This is a genomic window from Rhodovulum sp. PH10, from assembly GCF_000293785.1.
Lineage (GTDB): Bacteria > Pseudomonadota > Alphaproteobacteria > Rhizobiales > Xanthobacteraceae > Rhodoplanes.
In genome coordinates, this window is record NZ_AKZI01000149.1 from 1 (window position 1) to 19338 (window position 19338).

At 69.6% G+C, this 19338-nt stretch carries 20 protein-coding genes; 8 read left to right on the forward strand and 12 right to left on the reverse strand.

What is annotated here, in order from left to right:
- Together A33M_RS23235 and A33M_RS19495 are read right to left on the reverse strand one after the other, a co-directional pair.
- Positions 1-160: NAD-dependent epimerase/dehydratase family protein (locus A33M_RS23235; protein WP_157223578.1), on the reverse strand; the 160-nt coding region annotated here is incomplete at its 3' end.
- Between the two features lie 247 nt (positions 161-407).
- On the reverse strand, positions 408-1757 hold the full coding sequence (locus tag A33M_RS19495) for a peptide MFS transporter (RefSeq protein WP_008390916.1): 1350 nt from the start codon (positions 1755-1757) through the stop codon (positions 408-410).
- Positions 1758-1959: 202 nt separating this feature from the next.
- Here A33M_RS19495 and A33M_RS19500 point away from each other — a divergent pair, with 202 nt between their 5' ends.
- Positions 1960-2454 carry a methyltransferase family protein gene (locus tag A33M_RS19500; protein ID WP_008390917.1) on the forward strand — a complete coding sequence of 165 codons (495 nt, stop codon included), beginning with the start codon at positions 1960-1962 and terminating at the stop codon, positions 2452-2454.
- Between the two features lie 343 nt (positions 2455-2797).
- A complete protein-coding gene (locus A33M_RS19505) occupies positions 2798-4189 on the forward strand; it encodes an NAD-dependent succinate-semialdehyde dehydrogenase (RefSeq protein WP_008390919.1) in 1392 nt (463 codons plus the stop codon).
- Between the two features lie 48 nt (positions 4190-4237).
- Here the strand turns inward: A33M_RS19505 and A33M_RS19510 are convergent, their stop codons facing one another.
- From A33M_RS19510 to flgF, 5 genes are all read right to left on the reverse strand, one after another.
- Positions 4238-5179, reverse strand: a complete 942-nt coding sequence (locus tag A33M_RS19510) for an NAD-dependent epimerase/dehydratase family protein (protein ID WP_008390922.1) — start codon at positions 5177-5179, stop codon at positions 4238-4240.
- 401 nt (positions 5180-5580) lie between these two features.
- Entirely contained in the window at positions 5581-6345 is a 765-nt protein-coding gene (gene flgH / locus A33M_RS19515) for a flagellar basal body L-ring protein FlgH (RefSeq protein WP_040621972.1), read from the reverse strand.
- A gap of 8 nt (positions 6346-6353) precedes the next feature.
- The gene (gene flgA, locus A33M_RS19520) at positions 6354-7475 is read right to left on the reverse strand and encodes a flagellar basal body P-ring formation chaperone FlgA (RefSeq protein ID WP_008390926.1); all 1122 of its coding nucleotides are present in this window, start codon (positions 7473-7475) and stop codon (positions 6354-6356) included.
- Between the two features lie 11 nt (positions 7476-7486).
- Positions 7487-8278: a flagellar basal-body rod protein FlgG gene (gene flgG / locus A33M_RS19525; protein ID WP_008390927.1), complete on the reverse strand. Its 792-nt coding sequence runs from the start codon at positions 8276-8278 to the stop codon at positions 7487-7489.
- Positions 8279-8326: 48 nt separating this feature from the next.
- Positions 8327-9094: a flagellar basal-body rod protein FlgF gene (flgF, locus tag A33M_RS19530; RefSeq protein WP_008390929.1), complete on the reverse strand. Its 768-nt coding sequence runs from the start codon at positions 9092-9094 to the stop codon at positions 8327-8329.
- A gap of 347 nt (positions 9095-9441) precedes the next feature.
- Here flgF and fliL point away from each other — a divergent pair, with 347 nt between their 5' ends.
- The 6 genes from fliL to A33M_RS19560 all read left to right on the forward strand — a co-directional run bounded on the left by fliL (position 9442) and on the right by A33M_RS19560 (position 14049).
- Positions 9442-9993: a flagellar basal body-associated protein FliL gene (fliL, locus tag A33M_RS19535; protein WP_008390932.1), complete on the forward strand. Its 552-nt coding sequence runs from the start codon at positions 9442-9444 to the stop codon at positions 9991-9993.
- A gap of 30 nt (positions 9994-10023) precedes the next feature.
- Positions 10024-11223: a flagellar motor switch protein FliM gene (gene fliM, locus A33M_RS19540; RefSeq protein WP_008390934.1), complete on the forward strand. Its 1200-nt coding sequence runs from the start codon at positions 10024-10026 to the stop codon at positions 11221-11223.
- Positions 11220-11726, forward strand: coding sequence for a DUF6468 domain-containing protein (locus A33M_RS19545; RefSeq protein WP_040621975.1), 507 nt, complete (start codon positions 11220-11222; stop codon positions 11724-11726). Before fliM ends, A33M_RS19545 begins: the two co-directional genes overlap by 4 nt.
- A complete protein-coding gene (locus tag A33M_RS19550) occupies positions 11723-12649 on the forward strand; it encodes a MotE family protein (RefSeq protein ID WP_008390939.1) in 927 nt (308 codons plus the stop codon). Before A33M_RS19545 ends, A33M_RS19550 begins: the two co-directional genes overlap by 4 nt.
- A 148-nt stretch (positions 12650-12797) precedes the next feature.
- The gene (locus A33M_RS19555) at positions 12798-13535 is read left to right on the forward strand and encodes a sulfite exporter TauE/SafE family protein (RefSeq protein WP_008390942.1); all 738 of its coding nucleotides are present in this window, start codon (positions 12798-12800) and stop codon (positions 13533-13535) included.
- Between the two features lie 124 nt (positions 13536-13659).
- Positions 13660-14049, forward strand: coding sequence for a DUF805 domain-containing protein (locus A33M_RS19560; protein WP_008390945.1), 390 nt, complete (start codon positions 13660-13662; stop codon positions 14047-14049).
- 35 nt (positions 14050-14084) lie between these two features.
- On the opposite strand, the gene A33M_RS19565 is transcribed toward A33M_RS19560, so the two are convergent.
- The 5 genes from A33M_RS19565 to A33M_RS19585 form a co-directional block, all read right to left on the reverse strand.
- Positions 14085-14876 (reverse strand): ABC transporter ATP-binding protein, encoded by a 792-nt coding sequence (locus tag A33M_RS19565; RefSeq protein WP_008390947.1) that lies wholly within the window; start codon positions 14874-14876, stop codon positions 14085-14087.
- Complete coding sequence (locus A33M_RS19570) at positions 14873-15658, reverse strand: ABC transporter permease (RefSeq protein WP_008390948.1); 786 nt, start codon at positions 15656-15658, stop codon at positions 14873-14875. The genes A33M_RS19565 and A33M_RS19570 overlap by 4 nt, the downstream gene beginning before the upstream one ends.
- A gap of 11 nt (positions 15659-15669) precedes the next feature.
- On the reverse strand, positions 15670-17055 hold the full coding sequence (locus A33M_RS19575) for a dihydroorotase (RefSeq protein WP_008390951.1): 1386 nt from the start codon (positions 17053-17055) through the stop codon (positions 15670-15672).
- 121 nt (positions 17056-17176) lie between these two features.
- On the reverse strand, positions 17177-18319 hold the full coding sequence (locus A33M_RS19580; protein ID WP_008390952.1) for a CobW family GTP-binding protein: 1143 nt from the start codon (positions 18317-18319) through the stop codon (positions 17177-17179).
- Entirely contained in the window at positions 18316-19278 is a 963-nt protein-coding gene (locus A33M_RS19585; protein ID WP_157223579.1) for an ABC transporter substrate-binding protein, read from the reverse strand. The genes A33M_RS19580 and A33M_RS19585 overlap by 4 nt, the downstream gene beginning before the upstream one ends.
- Between the last annotated feature and the right edge of the window lie 60 nt (positions 19279-19338).

Consider the following 19338-nt stretch of genomic DNA (forward strand, 5'->3'; position numbering starts at 1 on the left):
CGAAATTCTTGTGGCCGATCAGGTGGGCGACGTTGCGCCGCGTGCCGGTGTAGAAATTGTCGAGGCACAGAACCTCGTAGCCGGCCGCGATCAGGCGGTCGCACAGATGCGAGCCGAGAAAGCCGGCGCCGCCGGTGACGAGTATCGATCTGCCGTCCATTGCATTGCCCTCCCACCGGGCTGTCGAGATCGTCTGGCCGTGCGCGCAGGCATCGTGACGGGCGGGGCGCTCACCTCTCCCCGCTCGCGGGGAGAGGTCGGAGGCCGCGCGGAACGCGTGGCATCCGGGTGAGGGGGCGTCTCCGCGGATTCTCGGCCTCGTGGAAGCACCCCTCGCCAAACCTGCGGCGAGGTCGGCCTGCTTGTGGCAGGTGGGAACGGCGCCGACAAGCGGCGTGCGTCCGGCCTCACGCGGCGCCGGCCCGCCGTCCGTCGAGCAGCCCGTGCAAGGGCCCGCGAAAGGCGGCGATCACCACGGCGGCGGTGGCCGCGATGCCGGCCATCAGGAGGAAGAAGGCGGGCTTGTCCATCCGGCTCCACAGGCCGCCGAGCATGCCGGCCAGCAGGTTGCCGGCGAAGCTGGTGCAGAACCACACCCCCATCATCAGCGAGACGTGCGTGGCGGGGGCCACCTTGGAGACCAGCGACAGGCCGATCGGCGACACGTACAATTCCCCGAGCGTCAGCACGAGGAAATAGCCGATGAGCCACAGCCAGCTGGTGTGCTCGCCGGAGAGCGCCGCCGCCACCATGATCAGGTTGGCGAGCGCCATCCCCAGGCAGCCGAGCGCCATTTTCGACAATGTCGAGGGCTCGCGGCCGCGCCGGCTCTGCCGCGCCCAGAACTCCACCAGAAGCGGCGTCAGGACGAAGATCAGCAGCGGGTTGACCGCCTGGAACCAGGTCACCGGGATCTCCGCCGAAAAGCCGAGCAGCGAGACGGTGCGGTCGGTGTAGCGGTCGATCCACAGGGCCAGCGTGTTGCCCTGCTGCTCGTAGGTCGCCCAGAACAGCGTCACCGGCAGGCACAAGAGCACCAGCGCGAGCATCGCCCGGCGGTCCTCGCGGGCGAGCCGGCTGCGAGTGGTTTCGCCGCCGGCGGGGCGGTTTCGCACGATATCGGGGGGAAGATGGCGGGTGCCCCACAGATAGAGGCCGAGGCCGAGCAGCATGCCGACGCCGGCGGCGCCGAACCCCCAGTGCCAGCCGACCTCCTCGCCGAGCGAGCCGCACACCAGCGGCGCCAAAAACGCGCCGACATTGATGCCGACATAGAAGATCGAGTAGGCGCGGTCGCGCCGCGGGTCGCCCTCGGCATAGAGGCCGCCGACCTGGGTGGCAATGTTCGGCTTGAAGGCGCCGGTGCCGACGATGAGGACGAGCAGCGCCGGAAGCAGCAGCGTCTCGAACGCCATCATGAAATGGCCGACCGCCATCAGCCCGGCGCCGAGCGCCACCATCCGACGCGGCCCGACGAGACGGTCGGCGAGCCAGCCGCCGACGAGCGGCGCCAGATAGGCGAGGCCGGTATAGAGGCCGTAGACATTGGAGGCGAGCGCCTGGGTCGACAGCGGGCCGAGCACCGCCTCGAGCACCCCCTTCATCGTCGCCCAGCCGACCACCGTCTCGGCCCGGCCCGGCACCAGCAGGTGGTTCACGAGATAGAGCACCAGCAGCGCCCGCATCCCGTAATAGGAGAAGCGCTCCCACATTTCTGTGCCGAACAGCACGCCGAGCCCGATCGGATGCCCGAGCACGGTCCTTTCGCCGGAGTTTTGGCGGCCGGGTGCGACGGAGGAGGGAAGGGGCATCGCGGGTGAAAGCTTCTTGTCGGGGGAGGGGCCGTACGGGGAATCTCGGCGGCGCCACTCTAGAGAGTTGCGAGGCCGCTTGTCCAAGACCCGGAGGAGCGATACTTGGTTACCGCCGGATGGCCGACACGAGTCGAGGAGGGACGGCATGGCAGGCAGCGAGACGGACAGGCCGGGCGTGATCGCGCCGCCCCCGGTGATCGCGGTGGTGACGCTGGCGGTCGCGGCTCTACACGAGTGGCTGTGGCCGAGCTCGGCGCTCGCCTCGATGGGGCTGGTCTTCCGGCTGGTGGTGGCGGCGCTGCTGATCGGCGGCGGTGGCGCGCTGGCGGTGATCGGCGAGCGGCGCTTCAAGGCGGCCGGCACCGAGGCCCTGCCGTGGCGCGCGGCGACCGCGCTGGTGACCGACGGCCTTTATGCCCGGATGCGCAACCCGATGTATGTCGGGCTCGGCCTGGCGATGCTCGGGATCGCCTTTGCGTTCGGCTCGGACTGGCTGCTTCTCCTGCTCATCCCGGCCGCGCTGGTGCTGCATTACGGCGTGGTGCTGCGCGAGGAGCGCTATCTGGAGCGCAAATTCGGCGACGCCTACCGGGTCTACAAGACGCGGGTCGCCCGCTACGGCTGGCCGCCGCCGCTGTGAAGCGGTGTCACCACTTGTCGTGAGTTCTTTCGAGGCAGCGGGCGAAACCACCCGCTGCCTTTTTCTTTGTGCGCAGGGGGGCGCCGCGCACCGACCGCGGGTCCGGTCCCGGCCCGCAACCCGCCGATTGATGCCGCGGCGGCCCGACTGTCGTTTCGCAAATTCACGAATGCGAATGCTTGTCGCTGATGCGAACCATTACTATTTCAATGTGCGAGATATCAGTCTCACCCCGCCTCCGGATCGTGACGCCGGCCACTTCCTTCGACACCGCGATCCCGCCGCGACGAGCCGTCCCGCTCGTACGGTCCCCTTTTTCCGTCAGTCGAATGGATTTGCCGCCATGGCCTATGCAACCGTCAATCCCTTCACCGGGGAGACCGTGAAGACCTTTCCGGACGCGACCGACGCCGAGGTCGAGCAAGCGATCGAAGGCGCCCACCGGGCGTTTCTCGCCTGGCGCGAGACCTCGTTCGCCGAGCGTGGCCGCGTCCTGCAGACCGCCGCCGACCTGTTGCGCAAGGACGCCGACCGCCACGCCCGCCTGCTGACGCTCGAGATGGGCAAGCTGTTGGCCGAGGCGAAGGCCGAGGTCGAGCTGTCGGCGCAGATCCTCGAATACTATGTCCGCAATGCCGAGACGCTGCTGCAGCCGGAAAAGCTGCCGGTGCTGGACCCGGCCGAGGGCGAGGCGATGCTGGTGCACGAGCCGCTCGGCGTGCTGCTCGCCATCGAGCCCTGGAACTTTCCCTATTACCAGATCGCCCGCATCCTGGCGCCGCAGCTCTCGGCCGGCAACACGTTGCTCCTGAAGCACGCCTCCAACGTGCCGCAGAGCGCCGCCGCCTTCGAGGCTTTGATGATCGAGGCCGGGCTGCCGGCCGGCGGCTTCAAGAATCTCTATGCCACGCGCGCGCAAATCACCAAGATCCTGCAGGACCCGCGGGTGCACGGCGTGGCGCTGACCGGCTCGGAGGCCGCCGGCGGCGAGGTGGCGGCGATCGCCGGCAAGGCGCTGAAGAAGTCGACGCTCGAGCTCGGCGGGGCCGACGCCTTCGTGGTGCTCGCCGATGCCGATCTCGACAAGACGGCGACCTGGGGCGTTTTTGGCCGCCACTGGAACGGCGGGCAGGTGTGCTGCTCGTCCAAGCGGATGATCGTCGTCGACGCGGTGTACGATGCGTTCCTCGAGCGCTACCGCAAGGGCGTCGCCGCTCTGCGGGCGGGTGATCCGCTCGATCCGGCGACCACGCTCGCCCCGCTGTCGTCGCAGGCCGCGGCCGACGAGGTGAAGGAGAAGATCCGCCAGGCGGTCGCCCACGGCGCCACCGCCGAGGAGGTCGGCCCGGCGGTGCCGAACCGCGGCGCCTTCGTGCAGCCGACCATCCTGACCGACCTCCGCGAGGACAATCCGGCGCGCTACTGGGAATTTTTCGGCCCGGTGTCGATGCTGTTTCGCGCCAAGGACGAGGACGACGCGGTGCGGATCGCCAACGACAGCCCGTTCGGGCTCGGCGGCTCGGTGTTTTCGCGCGATCGCGCCCACGGCCTGGCGGTGGCCCGCCGCATCTCCACCGGCATGGTGTTCGTGAACCATCCGACCATGGTCAAGGCCGACCTGCCGTTCGGCGGCATCCGCCGCTCGGGCTATGGGCGCGAGCTGATCGGCCTCGGGCTGAAGGAGTTCGTGAACCACAAGCTGGTCGACGTGGTCGACATCGACGCGCCGTTCTGACGACGGCCATCGTCTCCGCGGTCTCGCGAGGGGTGGCGCCGGCCGGCGTCACCCCTCGTCGCGTTCGTCCGCTCCGTTCGCCCGCACCATGGCGCGCAGCGCCGTGCGGGTGTCGACCACCGGGCGCCAGCCGGCGGCGATCAGCTTGCCGGGATCGACCACGAGGTCGTCGCCGATCCGCTCCCACAGCACGTTGCGCTCCGACATCCGCAACAGGATCTCGAACGGCGCCGGCGAGCCGCCACCGCGCGTCGGCCGGGCCGCCGCCTCGCGCAGAATGGTGATCATCTCGGCCAGCGTGATCGGCTCGGGGTCGGCGACGAGATACGTCTCGCCGACGGTGGCGGGCTGGTCGAGGCAGAACACGATCGCCGCGATCAGGTTGTCGAGCGCGAGCAGCGAGCGGCGGGTGGTGAAGGCGGCGGCCGGCAGCGGCCAGGGCGAGCCGGCGATCCGCATCAAGAGCGCCATGTTGCCCTTGACGTTCGGCCCGTAGATCATCGGCGGGCGCAGCACGGTGAACGGCACGCCGGCCGCGCGCACCTCCACCTCGGCGGCGAGCTTCGCCCGCTCGTAGGCGGTGGCGGGCTGCGGCTCGGCCGCCTCGGTGACCACCGGCCCGCGGGCGGCGCGCGGCGGCGCCGCGACCGCCGACGCCAGCACCAGCCGCGACACCTTTCGGCGGGCGGCGGCGCGGGCGAGCGAGCCGGTGCCGGCGCGGATCACCCGGTCGTACACCGCGTCCTCGATGCCGCTGCGATGGGCGATGCCGGCGAGATGGACCACGGCGTCGACGCCCTCGAGCAGCGGCGCCCAGTCGACCGGGCCGTCGAGATCGGGCAGGGCGACCGGCTCGATGCCGGGCCCGCGGGCGGTCTCGGCCGGGCGTCGGCTCGCCGCCAGCACGAGGTTGCCGGCCGCCGCGAGGGCGGGAACCAGGGCGCGGCCGACGAAACCCGACGCGCCCGTCACGAGGATCCGCCGCGTCACCACACGCTCCGCGGGGTGGCGGCCGACCCGCCGGGTGGTGGCGGGCCGCGGACGGACTCCGGCCGGCGGTTCCGCGCGTCGCGGTTCCCGTCGCTTCCGGCCGTTCGTTCGACCGACACACGCACCGTCAGCCCATCCGTACTCGTCCACTCCGGCCATCGATCGTCCGGCCGGTTCCTCGGCGTCTCGCCGGAGACTCGATTCGTGTCGCGGCGATCACCGGCAATTAACCATACCGATCCGTCCACAGGTAGTTGTCCGGAGCCGGAAGGCGCCGCCATCCCCATCTTCGCGCACCGGCACCGGTGCCGGAATAGGGAACGGCCTCCGGCGGGGAGACACCGGAGGCCGCGGTAGTCGCCGTCCCGAGGGACGGCGGGGAGCTCGGGCAGCGCCGTTCGCTAGAAGGGCAGCACGACGTCGAGGAGCTGCTGGCCGTAGCGCGGCTGCTGGAGGTCGGTGATCTGGCCGCGGCCGCCGTAAGCGATGCGGGCCTCGGCGATCTTCGAGGAGTCGATGGTGTTGTCGCTCTGGATGTCCTCGGGCCGGACGATGCCGGCGACGATCAGCTCGCGCACCTCGAAGTTCACCCGGATCTCCTGACGGCCCTCGACCACCAGATTGCCGTTCGGCAGAACCTGGGTGACCACCGCGGCGACCGTGGTCGACAGGGTCTCCTTGCGGTCGATGGTGCCCTTGCCGTCGGAGGCGGAGGCCGAGTCGGTGGTGAGGATGCGGCCCGGCAGCGGCGCCTTGGCCGGGTTGAACGTCTTCGTGCCGATGAAGTCGGTGACGCCCGAATCCTCGGTGCCGGAGCGGCTGCGGCTGGTCTCGTTCTCGTACTTCGCCTTGTCGGTGATGTTGACGGTGACGGTCAGGAGGTCGCCCACCTGGTGAGCGCGCTGGTCCTTGAAAAAGGCGCGCGACCCGGTCCGCCACAGCGAGTTCGGATTGTAGACGGCCGGCTGCGGCTCGGGCATCGGCATCTGCACCGGCTTGTAGCCGGGCTGGGCGGTCGGGTTCTCGATCGCCCGGAGCGGCGGCTGCTCGCCGATATTGGCGAGGCGGTCGATCGCGGAGCAGCCGCCGGAGAAGGTCGCGAGCATCAGGACGGCGACGGTCGCCGCCCGGCGTCGCAGGGCTCGCGGGGACAGGGACACGGACATGACGACCCTCACTGACGGATGCTCGATGCGGCCGCGGCGGTCGCCGTCTCCGGCAGCGCGCGGGGCGCGGTGTCGGCGGCGGCGAGAAGGTGCGTCGTGGTCGAGGTCAGGGTGATCTGGCCGGTCCCGGTGACGACGCCCTGCACGGTGCGCTTGGATTGCAGGTTCATGGCGGAGACGAGGTCGCCCTCGGCGCCGGACTCGAGCGCCCTGCCGCGGGTGGTGAGCAGCAGGCCGGGCGCGCGATAGACGATGGTGACGGTGTCGTCGCGCTTGACGAGGTCGGGCTTGGTGAGGTCGGCGAGCCGCAGCGACTGGCCGGCGCGCAGCGTCTGGCGGGCGGCGAGCCCGATCACCCGCGCGTCGGTCGGGGCGGCGTCCATCGGCACCTCGCTCTTCGGCCGGCGCTCGACGGTGACGTCGCTGGTGCGCACCACCTCGCCGCGCTGGATCGAGCGGGCGAGCACCAGTGTCTCGACCAGCTCGTGCAGCGTGCCGGTGAAGCGCAGCGGCAGGCGGCGGGCGACCGCGCTGCCGGGGATGTCGAGGGTGATGTCGAACCGGCCGGTGCGCACGTCGTAGCTCGCGCGTGAAACGCCGGGCTCGGCGGTCGCGGTCGGCTCGACCGCGAACGGGCGGATGTCGCGCTCGACCACCAGCGTCAGATCCTCCGCCTTGCCCAGCCCGTAGCGGCCGGCGAAGGCGTGCAGGATGCGATCGCGGATCGCCTCGGCGGTGACGATCCGGCCGGCGCGGGTGACCTCGACCTCGGCGATGTCGCCGACGTCGAGCGTCATCATGTGATAGCGCCGCAAAGCCTCGACCACCTGCGCGGTCGGCACCGCGCCGGAGGTCCCGACGTCGGGCGCGCGGAAGATCGGCACCTCGGCGAGGCCGCCGGCGTTGTCGACGAGATCGCCGATCCGCACCAGCGGCTCGGAGACGACGACGTGGCGCTTGAGGGTCGGCATCGACTGCAGGCTGGCGAGCACGCTCTCGGCGGTCGCCGGCGCGCCGCTCCCCGCCGCGCCGAGCCCGGCCTGGGCGGCGTGCGCGGCCGGCACGACCGGCGCCGTGGCGAGCGCGGCGGCGAGACCGAAGAGTGCGGCGAAGGTCGCGTGACGGGCCATGATCGTCCTCCTCACGAGCGCAGCATGTTGGTGCCGGTCTGCAGCATCTGGTCGGTGGCGGTGATCACCTTGGCGTTCATCTCGTAGGCACGCTGGGCGGCGATCAGGTCGGAGATTTCCGTCACCGACTCGACGTTCGACTGCTCGAGGTTGCGCTGCTGGATGTCGCCGAGGCCGTCGACCGTCGCCTGGCCGTCCTGCGGGGCGCCGGACGCCACCGTCTCGGTGAACAGGTTGTCGCCGACCGGCTGCAGGCCCGCCTTGTTGACGAAGCGGGTCAGCGTCAGCGTGCCGAGCACCTGCGGGGTGGTGTTGCCCGGCACCGTCGCCGACACCTGCCCCTGCGAGTTGACGGTGATCGAGGAGGCGTTGTTCGGGATGGTGATGCCCGGCTGCACGAGATTGCCGCCGGCGGTGACCAGGCGGCCCTGGTCGTCCATCTCGAACGAGCCGTCGCGGGTGTAGGCGTAGGTGCCGTCCGGCATCTGGATTTTGAAGAAGCCCTCGCCGCGGATCGCCACGTCGAGGTCGCGGCCGGTCGCCAGCAGGGTGCCCTGGGTCATGATGCGGGGCGTGCCGACCGTCTTGACGCCCGAGCCGAGATCGACGCCGACCGGCAGGATGTTGCCCTGGTCCGAGGTCTGGGTGCCGATGCGGCGCACGTGCTCGTAGAGCAGATCCTGGAACTCGGCCCGCTGGCGCTTGTAGCCGGTGGTGCGCATGTTCGCGATGTTGTTGGAGATGACCTGGACGTTGAGCTCCTGGGCCATCATGCCGGTCGCGGCGGTGTGCAGGGCACGCATCGGGTTTCCTCGGAGGCTCTCGCGTTATGCGGCTGGAAGGCGCAGGGTTCAGGTCGGGACTTCGGCGAGCCGCTCGATCGCGGACTTGCGCAGGTCGTTGTGCTGCTGCAGCAGGCTCGAGACGTTGGTGTAGGCCCGGTTGATCTCGATCAGCCGGGTCATCTCGACCACGTTGTTGACGTTCGACTTCTCGACGAAGCCCTGATTGACCTTGGCGGTGGTGGAGGGCACCGGGGCGACGCCCTGCGGCGCCGAGAAGCGGGTGCCGCCTTCCTTGACCAGCCGCTGGGTGTCGGCGAACTGCACCAGCCGCAGCTTGCCGCGCTGCGATTCCACCGTCGCGGTGCCTTCCAGCACCGAGATGCGGCCGTCCGGTGAGATCGCGATCGAGTGGTCGGTCTGCTGGAAGGTGATCGGCCCGGCGTCGCCCATCACCGGCAGGCCGTCGGTGGTGACCAGCGTGCCGCGCTGGTCGATCTTCAGGTTGCCGGCGCGGGTGTAGCGCTCGCCGTTCGGGGTCTGCACCACCAGGAAGGCGTCGCCGTCGATCGCCACGTCCAGCGGGTTGTTGGTCTGCTGGAGCGCGCCCGGACGAAAATCGTGCCAGGTGGCGCGGTCCTCGACGAAGTTCACCAGCCGGTCGCGGCCGCCGAACCGGTTCTCGCGCGCCTTCGGCGACAGGTACTCCTCGAACATCATGTGGTCGGCCTTGAAGCCCGACGTGTTGACGTTCGCGATGTTGTTGGCGACCACGTCGAGCTCGCGCCGAAGCGCGACCTGCGACGACAGTCCCACCAATGCGGTGTTCTCCGCCATCTCGTCTCTCCCCTGAGGCGCCGCGTCGCTCTCCCGTGCGCCGCGAAACCCCCGTGGGACACCGGCGCTCCCGAGCCGCCGCCCCGCCCTTCACGAAGCAGCGACCGTGCCATCGGCGAAAAATCAACGATACCAACGAATTGGTAAAATCGGCGGGGTGAGCGGTACGGCAAGAAGCGCCGGAATCCGCGCTCACCCGGCAATTTGTGCCGTGTTCGGGAGGGCGCGGAAAGTTTCCGTTAACCAATTCGTTCCTACTGTGATCGGCGCCGGAACCGAGCCGGACCACGCCGCGCTCGGATCACCCCCGGGTCCGCCACGCCATTCCGACGAGCAGGGGCACAGCCATGGCCAAGACACCCGACGAAGCCGACGTCGCGGCGGCGGAAGACGGCGAGAAGCCGGCCAAGAAGGGCTTGCCGATCAAGCTGATCGCGATCGCCGCGGGAGGCGTGCTGCTGCTCGGCGGCGGCGGCTTCGGCGCCTACAAGATGTTCTTCGGCGGTGGCGGTGGGCACGGCGAGGCGGCGGCGCACGGAGAGGCCGGGCAGGGCGATGCCGCCCACGGCGACGCCAAGGTCGCCGTCAAGCCCGCGGTGTTCTTCGAGGTGCCGGACGTGCTCGTCAACCTGTCGAGCCCGAACGGCGAGCGCACCCAGTATCTCAAGGTGAAGGTGGTGCTCGATCTGCCCGACGAGAAGCTCAAGGAGCAGATCCAGCCGCTGATGCCGCGCCTCCTCGACATGTTCCAGACCTATCTGCGCGAGCTGCGGCCGACCGACCTCGACGGCTCCGCCGGTCTCTACCGGATGAAGGAGGAGCTGACCCGCCGGGTCAACGCCTCGATCGCGCCGAACCGGGTGAACGCGGTCCTGTTCAAGGAGATCGTCGTCCAGTGAACGGACGGCGTCGATGACGAGGCCTGCACCATGCCGCCCGACCAGACCGTCGACCAGGACGCGCTAGCCGCCCAATGGGGCCTCGCGCTCGAATCCGAGGATCCGGCCGACGCCCTCCAGCCGAAGGAAGGCGAGGTCGACGAGCAGATGGCCGCCCAATGGGCGGCGATGATCGACGAGACCAGCGAGGGCGGCGCCGCCAAGGGCGGCACCGAGCGCACGCTGAGCCAGGACGAGATCGACGCGCTGCTGGGCTTCAGCACCGCCGATCTCACGATGACCGACAATTCCGGCATCCGCGCGATCATCGATTCGGCGATGGTCTCCTACGAGCGTCTGCCGATGCTCGAGATCGTCTTCGACCGGCTGGTCCGGCTGATGACGACGTCCTTGCGCAACTTCACCTCCGACAATGTCGAGGTGTCGCTCGATCAGATCACCTCGGTGCGCTTCGGCGACTATCTCAACTCGATCCCGCTGCCGGCGATCCTCGCGGTGTTCCGCGCCGAGGAGTGGGAGAATTTCGGCCTGTTCACCGTCTCGTCGAGCCTGATCTACTCGATGATCGACGTGCTGCTCGGCGGCCGGCGCGGCCAGTCGACCGTGCGGGTCGAGGGCCGCCCCTACACGACGATCGAGACCAACCTCGTCAAGCGCATGATCGAGGTGATTTTGGCCGACGCCGAGCTCGCCTTCCGCCCGCTGTCGCCGGTCAAGTTCAACATCGACCGCTTCGAGACCAATCCGCGCTTCGCCGCCATCACGCGCCCCTCCAACGCGGCGATCCTGGTGCGGCTGCGGATCGACATGGAGGACCGCGGCGGCGCCGTCGAGCTCCTGCTGCCCTACGCGACGATCGAGCCGATCCGCGACGTGCTGCTGCAGATGTTCATGGGCGACAAGCTCGGCCGTGATCCGATCTGGGAAGGGCATCTCGCCACCGAGATCGGCCAGGCGGAGATCGCGGTCGACGCGGTGCTGTACGAGCAGCATCTGCCGCTGCGCCGGCTGATGGAGCTCGACGTCGGCGACACGCTGACGCTCGATCTCAAGCCGGAAGCGCTGGTGCAGGTGCGCTGCGGCAACGTCACCTTGACGGAAGCCCGGATGGGCCGCGTCGGCGACCGTGTCGCCGTGCGCGTGGCAAAGCCGCTGCGGCGGCCGAAAACGACCTTCGCCATGTTCGAGACGGCAGGCGAATCTTCGAAGCGCATGGAGGCATCGACGTGACACATTGGGTGGGCTTCGTGATCGAAGGATTCGTCGTGATCCTGTTGCTCATGACGATCGGCTATTGCTGGCTGCTCAACAACAAGCTGCGCCGGCTGCGGTCGAACGAGCATGCGCTCAAGGCGACCATCTCCGAGCTGATCACCGCCACCGAGATCGCCGAGCGGGCGATCGCCGGGCTGAAGGTGACCGTGCGCGACTGCGACCAGAACATCGGCGAGCGGCTGCGCACCGCCGAGCGCTTCGCCGCCGACATCGGCCGCCAGATCGCCGCCGGCAACGAGGTGCTCGACAAGCTCGCCCGGATCGCCGCCGCCTCGCGGCGCGTTCCCGCCACGCCGGCCTCCGCCGAGGCTTCGTCCGCCGCCGCGCAGGCCGCGACGCCGGCCGCCGCCGCGCCCGCCGAGCCGCGCCTGCCGCCGGTGCCCGACAGCAAGGCCGTGCTCGCCGCCGCCCAGGCGTTCGCCCACCGCACCCGCGCTCGCAAGGGGCTCGCTGCATGAAAAGGCTGCGCGAGCTGCACCTGATCCCGGTCGTCCTGTTCGCGGCGGTGTGCCTGCTCGCGCTGAAGGTCCTCGGCTTCGTGGTCGACGATCCGACCCCCTTCACCGCGGCCGACACGGCCGGGCCGTCGCCGCTGCCGGCGGTCGCGCTCGACCGGGCGGTGGTGAAGCCGGCCGACGGGCAGGGCTCCGCCGCGGGCGAGAGCAAAGGCTCGTGGGCGAAGCAGATGTTCAACTATCCGGACGTCACCGGCTCGGTGAAGGACGCGCCGGCCCCGCGGCTCGACACGCTGCCCGAGCTGCCCTCGGTGAAGCCGGCGTCGCCGCCTGTGGTGCTGCCGCCCGACGTCACCGGCTCGTCGGGGCACGGCAGCTCCAAGCCGAAGGAGCCGCCGAAGCCCAAGGCGGCCGATCCGTCGCCGTCCTGCTCGGGCACCCTGGTGCCGCTGCAACCGCCGGCGATCCCGCCGGGCGAGCGGGCGCTGCTCGAGCGCCTCCAGGAGCGCCGCCAGGAGCTCGACTCGCGCGCGCGAGAACTCGACGTGCGGGAAAGCCTGCTGCAGAACGCCGAGAAGCAGCTCGAGGGACGGATCGGCGAGCTGAAGGCGATCGAGGAGCGCATCAAGGCCGCTTCCGAGAAGAAGGACGACGGCGAGCAGGAGAAGCTGAAGTCCCTGGTGAAGATGTACGAGGTGATGAAGGCCAAGGACGCCGCGCGCATCTTCGACCGGCTCGACATGAAGGTGCTGCTCGACGTCGCCTCGCTGATGAACCCGCGGCAAATGTCCGACATCCTCGCCCAGATGACCCCGGCGAACGCCGAGAAGGTGACGGTGGAGCTCGCCAACCGTGCGACCGCGACGGTCCGCACGCCGTCGCCCGACGAGCTGCCGAAGATCGAGGGCCGCACCTCGATGCGCTGACCGGCGCTCGCGCCGGCCGGCTCGCCGGCTGGCCGGGGCGCCGGTGGCAGGCCGCGCGGCACGGCGGGGCGGCGAGGGCGCTCGTCCTGACGCACCGCAAAAGCGGTTTTCCATTGCCGTCGGGCCGGCGCTCGGTCACGCTTCGAGGATGGACCCCCTCCTCGTTCTCCTCGGCATCGCCACCTTTCTCGTCGCCGGCCTCGTCAAGGGCACGCTCGGGCTCGGCCTGCCGACGGTGGCGATCGGCCTTCTCAGCCTCGTGGTGCCGCCGGCGACCGCCGCCGCCGTGCTGATGGTGCCCTCGCTCGTCACCAATGTGTGGCAGGCGCTCGCCGGCCCGGCGATCCGCCCGCTGCTCGCCCGCCTCGGGCCGATGCTCGGCGCCAGCGCCGCCGGCACGCTTCTCGGCGCCTGGCTGTTCGGCGCGCCGGGCCCGGCGGCGGTGCCGCTGCTCGGCGCGGCGCTGATTCTCTACGCGCTGCTCGGCTTCTTTCGACTGCCGCTGGTGGTGCGGCCGGAGACGGAACCTTGGCTCGGGCCGCTCGCCGGCCTCGCCACCGGCCTGGTCACCGCGGCGACCGGCGTGTTCGTGATCCCCGCCGTGCCCTATCTCGCCGCCCTCGGCCTGTCGCGCGACGCGCTCGTGCAGTCGCTCGGCCTGTCCTTCACGGTGTCGACCGCCGCCCTCGGCGTCGGCCTTCTGGGCGCCCGCGTGCTCGATTTCTGGCTGCTCGGCGTGTCGGTCGCGGCGCTGCTACCGACCTTTGCCGGTGTGGTGGCCGGCCAGTGGCTGCGCGGCCGCGTTTCGGCGGAGACGTTTCGGCTCGGCTTTCTGGTCGGCCTCCTGCTGCTCGGCGCCCATCTCGCGCTCGCCCGGCTTCTGTGACGCGCACCGGCGGTCGCGACGCACGCGCGGGAACGGCCACGGAAAAGTCGCGAGAAAAGCGGTTGCGGCGGGCCGCCGGGCCGTGCTCCCATGCGGGCGATCAGGATAGGGGGGGGGCGAGCCCATGACGTTCGGCCAGGCGATCGCGTCGGGATTCCGGAACTATGCGACCTTCACCGGCCGGGCCCCGCGGTCGGAATACTGGTACTGGGCGCTGTTCACGCTGGTGGTCGGGCTGGTCGCGAGCGCGATCGACACCGTGCTGTTCGGCCCCGGCACCGCGGTGATCAACAATCTGGCGTCGCTCGCGCTGTTTCTGCCGGGCTTGGCGGTCGGCGCGCGCCGCCTGCACGACCTCGACCGCACCGGCTGGTGGCTGCTGCTCGCCGTCACCGTGATCGGCGTGGTGGTGCTTCTGGCGTGGTTCTGCTTCCGCGGCACCGACGGGCCGAATCGATTCGGTCCCGATCCGCTCGGCGAGCCGCTGCCGGCCACTGGCCCCGAGGGGTTTTGATCCCACGAAGAACGAGGGGAGGGGGACGAGTCCCCTCACTCCTCCTTCAGGCCGGCGCGGACCTCTGCCTCGATCAGCTTCCAGATGGTGTCGACCAGCGACACGAATTCGGCGCTGCGCTTGAGCTCGAGGTCGCGCGGGCGTGGCAGCGGCACCGGGATTTCCCGCCGGATGGTGCCGGGCCTCGCCGAGAACACGATCACCCGGTCCGACAGAAACACCGCCTCGTCGATCTGGTGGGTGATCAAAAGCACGGTCTTGCCGGTCGCCTGCCAGATCGACAGAAGCTCTGTCTGCATGATCTCGCGGGTCTGCGCGTCGAGCGCTGCGAACGGCTCGTCGAGCAGCAGGATCTCCGGATCGACCGCGAGCGCGCGGGCGACGTTGACGCGCTGGCGCATGCCGCCGGAGAGCTGGTGCGGATAGTGCTGCTCGAAGCCCTTCAGCCCGGCGATGTCGATGAATTTTTGCGCGGTCGCGAACGCCTCGGCCTTCGGCACCTTGGCGAGCGTGAGCCCGTAGGCGACGTTCTCGGCGACGGTTTTCCAGGGCAAGAGCGAATCCTGCTGGAACACCATTGCGCGGTCGCGCCCCGGCTTCGACACCGGCCGGCCGTCGACCCGCACCACGCCGGCGGACGGCGCGATCAGCCCGTCGATGATGCGCAGCAGCGTCGATTTTCCGCTGCCGCTCGCCCCGACGATCGAGACGAACTCGCCTTCGCGAATGGTCATCCGGATGTCACGCAACGCCTCGACCGGCGGCTTGCCGCGCCGCTCGAACGTCTTGCCGATGCCATCGACCGCGAGCCGTACCGCCTCCGTCATTCCTGCCTCCACGGTGCGAGCCGCTGCTCCAGCGCGGCGAACAGGACGCTGCCCAAAAGCCCCATCGCGCCGAGCATGATCACGTAGCCGAGCACACGAGCGGTATCGAAGGTTTGGCTCGCCGACAGGATCGCGTAGCCGAAGCCCGCGAACGAGCCGAAAAATTCCGCCACCACGATGCCGACCAGCGCCCGCGCCCACGCCACCCGCACGCCGCTGACGATGAAGGGGAGCGCATAGGGAAACGTCACGGTGGTGAAGATCTGCCACGGCGTGGCGTTGAACGAGCGCGCCGCCTCGATCAGCGGCTTGTCGGTCGCCCGCAGGCCGGCCTCGGTCGTCACCACCACCGGAAACACCGCGACCAGGATCACCAGCACGAATTTCGACGCGAAGCCGAGCCCGAGCCAGGCGATGAACAGGGGCGCCAGCGCGATGATCGGCACGGAATTCAGCGCACTCAGCACCGGTCCGCCGGTGAGCGAGAGAATCCGGCTGGAGGCGAGCGCCAGCCCGATCGCCACCCCGATCACCACCGACACCACGAACGACGTGACCACCGCCGTGACGGTGGCCGACGCATTGGTCCACATGGCGCCATCGGCGACCTCGTGGGCGAGCGCGACCGCGACCTCCGCGGGCGGCACCAGCAAGAGCCGGTTGGTGACGATCATCGACACGATCTGCCACACCACCAGCACCGCACCGGTCGAGATCAGCACCCGGGCGGCGGCCGCCGTCCGGGTGTCCTGCTCGAGAAACTCGAAGAGACGGCGCGCCATGCAGGTTCCCCTCAGCCGGCGCGGCGGGCGCGGGCGAGCTTGCCCCATCCCTTCTCGCCGACCACCTCCCCGTCCGCATAGACGGTGCGGCCCCGCACCAGCGTGCGCACCGGCTTGGCCTTGAACGTGCGGCCCGCATAGGGCGACCAGCCGGTCAGGCTCAGCACGTCGTCGTCCTTGACCTCGTAGGACTTTTCGAGGTCGACCAGCACCAGGTCGGCGTCGAAGCCGGGCATCACGTCGCCCTTGCGCTCGAGGCCGAACAGTCTTGCCGGTGCGGTCGACATCGCCTCGACCGCCCGCTCGAGGGTGATCTTACCGTCGAGCGCCGCGGTGAGGAACATGCTGACGTAAAACTGCGTCGACGGCGTGCCGGTGTGCGCCTTCCAGCCGTCGATCCAGCCGATCTCCTTCTCCTCGCGGGTGTGCGGGGCGTGGTCGGTTGCGACGATGTCGATGGTGCCGTCGGCGAGGCCCTCCCAAAGGCTCGGCACGTTCTTCTCTGGCACCCAGTAGGACAGCGCGTAGGAGCCGAGCCGCTGCACCGCACCCCAGTCGCAGCCGAGAAACAGCGCCCACGGATTGATCTCGCAGGTCACCTTCTGGCCTTCGGCCTTTGCCCGGCGGATCAGATCGACCGAGCCCGAGGTCTGGGTGTGCAGGATGTGCAGGTGGCAGCCGGCGGCTTTCTGCAGCCGCAGGAGGGTGGCGATCGCGGTCTCCCAGATCACGCCGTCGTGCGCCGCATAGGCTTTTGCGTAGGCGAGTGCGTCGCGCTGCTGGCGGTCCCAAAAATCCTTCTCGATCACGTCCATCAGCGCCTGGTCGTGCGGATGCACCATCAAAGGCAGGTTCACTGCCGCGCAGTGCTGCATGATCTCGAGGATCTTTCCGTGGTCGTGCACGCCGATGCCCGGCATGTGCGGGTAGGACCGGCCGGTGTCGACCACCATGAAGATCTTGAAGGCGGCGATGCCTTCCTCCGCCATCCGCGGGATCTCGTCGGCGATGGTGGGCGCCGGATTGAAGTTCCAGTCGACGATCGCGTCGCGCTGATAGATCGCGAACTGCTTGCGCAACAAGTCGAGGCTGTTGGGCGGCGGGGTCACGTTCGGCATGCCGACCGTGGTGGTGACGCCGCCCGCCGCGCACTGGCGCGTCGAAGAGTAGATCGTGTCCTTGTACTCGAAGCCCGGCTCGCTGCCCTCGCGGTGGTGCGAGTGCATGTCGATCACGCCGGGAATGACCGCGAGGCCGGTCGCGTCGATCACCTGACCGGCGGCGGGCTCCTGGCCGGGCTCGTAGAGGCCGGCGATCAGTCCGTCCGCGATGCCGATCGAGGCCTGCACCTTGTTCTTCGCGGTGATCAGCAGGCCGTTCTTGACGACGCAATCCATGTTTCGACTCTCCGATGAGGTCTGTTCGGGATCGGGGGCTTTTTTCGGCCGGTGCCGCGGCGCCGGGACGACGGGGGAAGGCGGAACGGAGAATTCTTGGGACGGGCAGGGCGTGTGGCGTTCAGGAGGAGGGGGGACGTTGCGGATCGGCCGCGAGCGATCGCCCCCTGACGGTGTCGAGCACGGCGGCGACGAACTCGCGTGAGAGCCCGCGGGTGATGAAGACGATCTGCGAGCGGCGCGGGCCCGCCGGCCATTCCGGCAGCATGGTCGGCGGATGAAACAGGTGCTGCACCGCCTGCAGCACGATCGGCTGGTCGCGCCCCTCGATGTCGAGGATGCCCTTGACGCGCAGGAGGTCCGGGCCGTGCGCGACCACCAGCGCGTCGAGCCAGGTGGCGACGTGCTCCCAGGCGAGCGGCTCGCCATAGGTCAGGCAGAACGAGCCGATGTTTTTGTCGTGCCGGTTCGGGTCGTGGCGGTGGGCGTGAGCGTGGCCGTGGGCATGGCGGTGGGCGTGCCCGGAGCCGTGATGGCCGTGCGAATGCCCGTGCTCGTCCGCCTCGTGCTCCTCCTCTTGCGTAAACGCCTCGGCGTTGAGCCAGCGCACCACGTCGATGCTCTTGGTGGCCGGATCGTAGAGGTCCGAGGTGGCGAGCTCGGAGGGCATCGGCATGCGGCCGGGCTGCGAGACGTGCAGCCGGGCGCCGGGATTGAGCGCCCGCAAGCGCTCGGTCAGCGTGGCCGCGGCCGGATCGTCGGCGAGGTCGGTCTTGGTGACGATGATCTCGTCGGCCACCGCCGCCTGCTTCACCGCCTCCGGCTGGCGGCCGAGGGTTGCGAGCCCGGTCACCGCGTCGACCGTGGTGATCACCTGGTTCAGCCGGTAGCGCACCACGACCGGCACGGTCATCAGGGCCTGGATCACTGGCGCCGGGTCGGCGAGCCCGGTGGTCTCGATCACCAGGCGGTCGAACGCGCGGATTTTTCCGCTCGCCCGCTTCTCGGTCAGCTCGCGCAAGGTGTCGACGAGATCGCCCCGCACGGTGCAGCACAGGCAGCCGGTCGACAGCTCGATGGTGCGGTCGTCGCTCGACGCGATCAGCGCGTGGTCGATGCCGACCTCGCCGAACTCGTTGACGATCACGGCGGCCCCGGCGAGCTCGGTGGTGCGCAGCCACGCGTTCAGGAGCGTGGTCTTGCCGCTGCCGAGGAAGCCGGTCAGCAGCGTGACCGGCAGCCTCTCCTCTCCCTGCACCATCATTCGGCCGTCAGGTAGCTCGGGTCGTAGTAGCGAGACAGCTCGAACGCCTTGGTCGAGGCGGGGTTGACGCTGACCGCCTGATCGATCTCGATGATGTTCTTCAGCCCCGCCGCGGTGACCTCGAGGTTCTTTGCCACCGCCTGCTGCTCCTCGACGATGAACTGGTACGACTTCTCGCAGATCGCGGGATCGATCTTTGTGTAGGCGGCGAGAATGTCGATCGCCTTTTGCTTGTTGGCCGGATCGTAGATCCAGTTCGCCGCCTTCTGCAGCGCCTTGGTCAGGCCGACCGCCGCCTGGCGGTGGCTCTCCGCCCACGGCTTGTTGAGGATCAGCGGGGTCTGGACGTAGGGCTCTTTGTAGACGTCGAGGATCTTCATCCCCTTCTCGACGGCGAGCGTGTCGAACGGGGCGATCAGGAGGGCGCCCTGGACCTGCCCGTTGCCGAGCGCGACCACGCGATCCCGCGAATTGGTCAGCGCCACCATCTTGACGCCGCGCGGGTCGACGCCGAGCCGGTCGAGCTGGAAGCGCAGCAGGTTGGCGGTGCCGCCCTCGACCGCGCCGGCGGTGACGGTCTTGCCGTCGAGCTGCTTCGCCTGATCGATTCCGGTGCCGCCGACCAGCCGCAGGATGGTTTTTCCGAGCACGGCGCCGCTCATCACCACCGGCGCACCCTGGTCGATCGCCCGGATGACGATGTCGCCGAGCGAGATTCCGGCCTCGACACTACCCGATGATACCGCTTGGAGCAGCGCCGGGCTCGAGCCTGCGATCAGCTCTTTCACCGCGATGTGACGTTCGGCATAAAACCCCTGGTCGCGCGCGATCGCGTGCAGCCACAACAGCGCGCTCGGCGCCAGCACCGCGACCCGCACCTCGGTCGTCTGCTGTGCGCGGGCCGGGGTGGCGGCGATCGGCACGGCCATGGCGAGGCAGAGGCAAAGCAAACGCGACATGAACGACATCGGCACGGTCTCCTTCGGTTCGCGGGGGTCGACGAGAAGCGCGGCGGTGCA

Bases quoted from the DNA above. Each gene is read 5' to 3' on its own strand.
- flgH (WP_040621972.1), bottom strand. From the start codon at position 6,345: ATGTCCGTGTCCCTGTCCCCGCGAGCCCTGCGACGCCGGGCGGCGACC.
- fliL (WP_008390932.1), top strand. From the start codon at position 9,442: ATGGCCAAGACACCCGACGAAGCCGACGTCGCGGCGGCGGAAGACGGC.
- flgF (WP_008390929.1), bottom strand. From the start codon at position 9,094: ATGGCGGAGAACACCGCATTGGTGGGACTGTCGTCGCAGGTCGCGCTT.
- flgA (WP_008390926.1), bottom strand. From the start codon at position 7,475: ATGGCCCGTCACGCGACCTTCGCCGCACTCTTCGGTCTCGCCGCCGCG.
- A33M_RS19555 (WP_008390942.1), top strand. From the start codon at position 12,798: ATGGACCCCCTCCTCGTTCTCCTCGGCATCGCCACCTTTCTCGTCGCC.
- A33M_RS19560 (WP_008390945.1), top strand. From the start codon at position 13,660: ATGACGTTCGGCCAGGCGATCGCGTCGGGATTCCGGAACTATGCGACC.
- A33M_RS19575 (WP_008390951.1), bottom strand. From the start codon at position 17,055: ATGGATTGCGTCGTCAAGAACGGCCTGCTGATCACCGCGAAGAACAAG.
- A33M_RS19500 (WP_008390917.1), top strand. From the start codon at position 1,960: ATGGCAGGCAGCGAGACGGACAGGCCGGGCGTGATCGCGCCGCCCCCG.
- A33M_RS19505 (WP_008390919.1), top strand. From the start codon at position 2,798: ATGGCCTATGCAACCGTCAATCCCTTCACCGGGGAGACCGTGAAGACC.
- A33M_RS19585 (WP_157223579.1), bottom strand. From the start codon at position 19,278: ATGTCGCGTTTGCTTTGCCTCTGCCTCGCCATGGCCGTGCCGATCGCC.
- A33M_RS19565 (WP_008390947.1), bottom strand. From the start codon at position 14,876: ATGACGGAGGCGGTACGGCTCGCGGTCGATGGCATCGGCAAGACGTTC.
- A33M_RS19550 (WP_008390939.1), top strand. From the start codon at position 11,723: ATGAAAAGGCTGCGCGAGCTGCACCTGATCCCGGTCGTCCTGTTCGCG.
- A33M_RS19580 (WP_008390952.1), bottom strand. From the start codon at position 18,319: ATGATGGTGCAGGGAGAGGAGAGGCTGCCGGTCACGCTGCTGACCGGC.
- A33M_RS19570 (WP_008390948.1), bottom strand. From the start codon at position 15,658: ATGGCGCGCCGTCTCTTCGAGTTTCTCGAGCAGGACACCCGGACGGCG.
- fliM (WP_008390934.1), top strand. From the start codon at position 10,024: ATGCCGCCCGACCAGACCGTCGACCAGGACGCGCTAGCCGCCCAATGG.
- flgG (WP_008390927.1), bottom strand. From the start codon at position 8,278: ATGCGTGCCCTGCACACCGCCGCGACCGGCATGATGGCCCAGGAGCTC.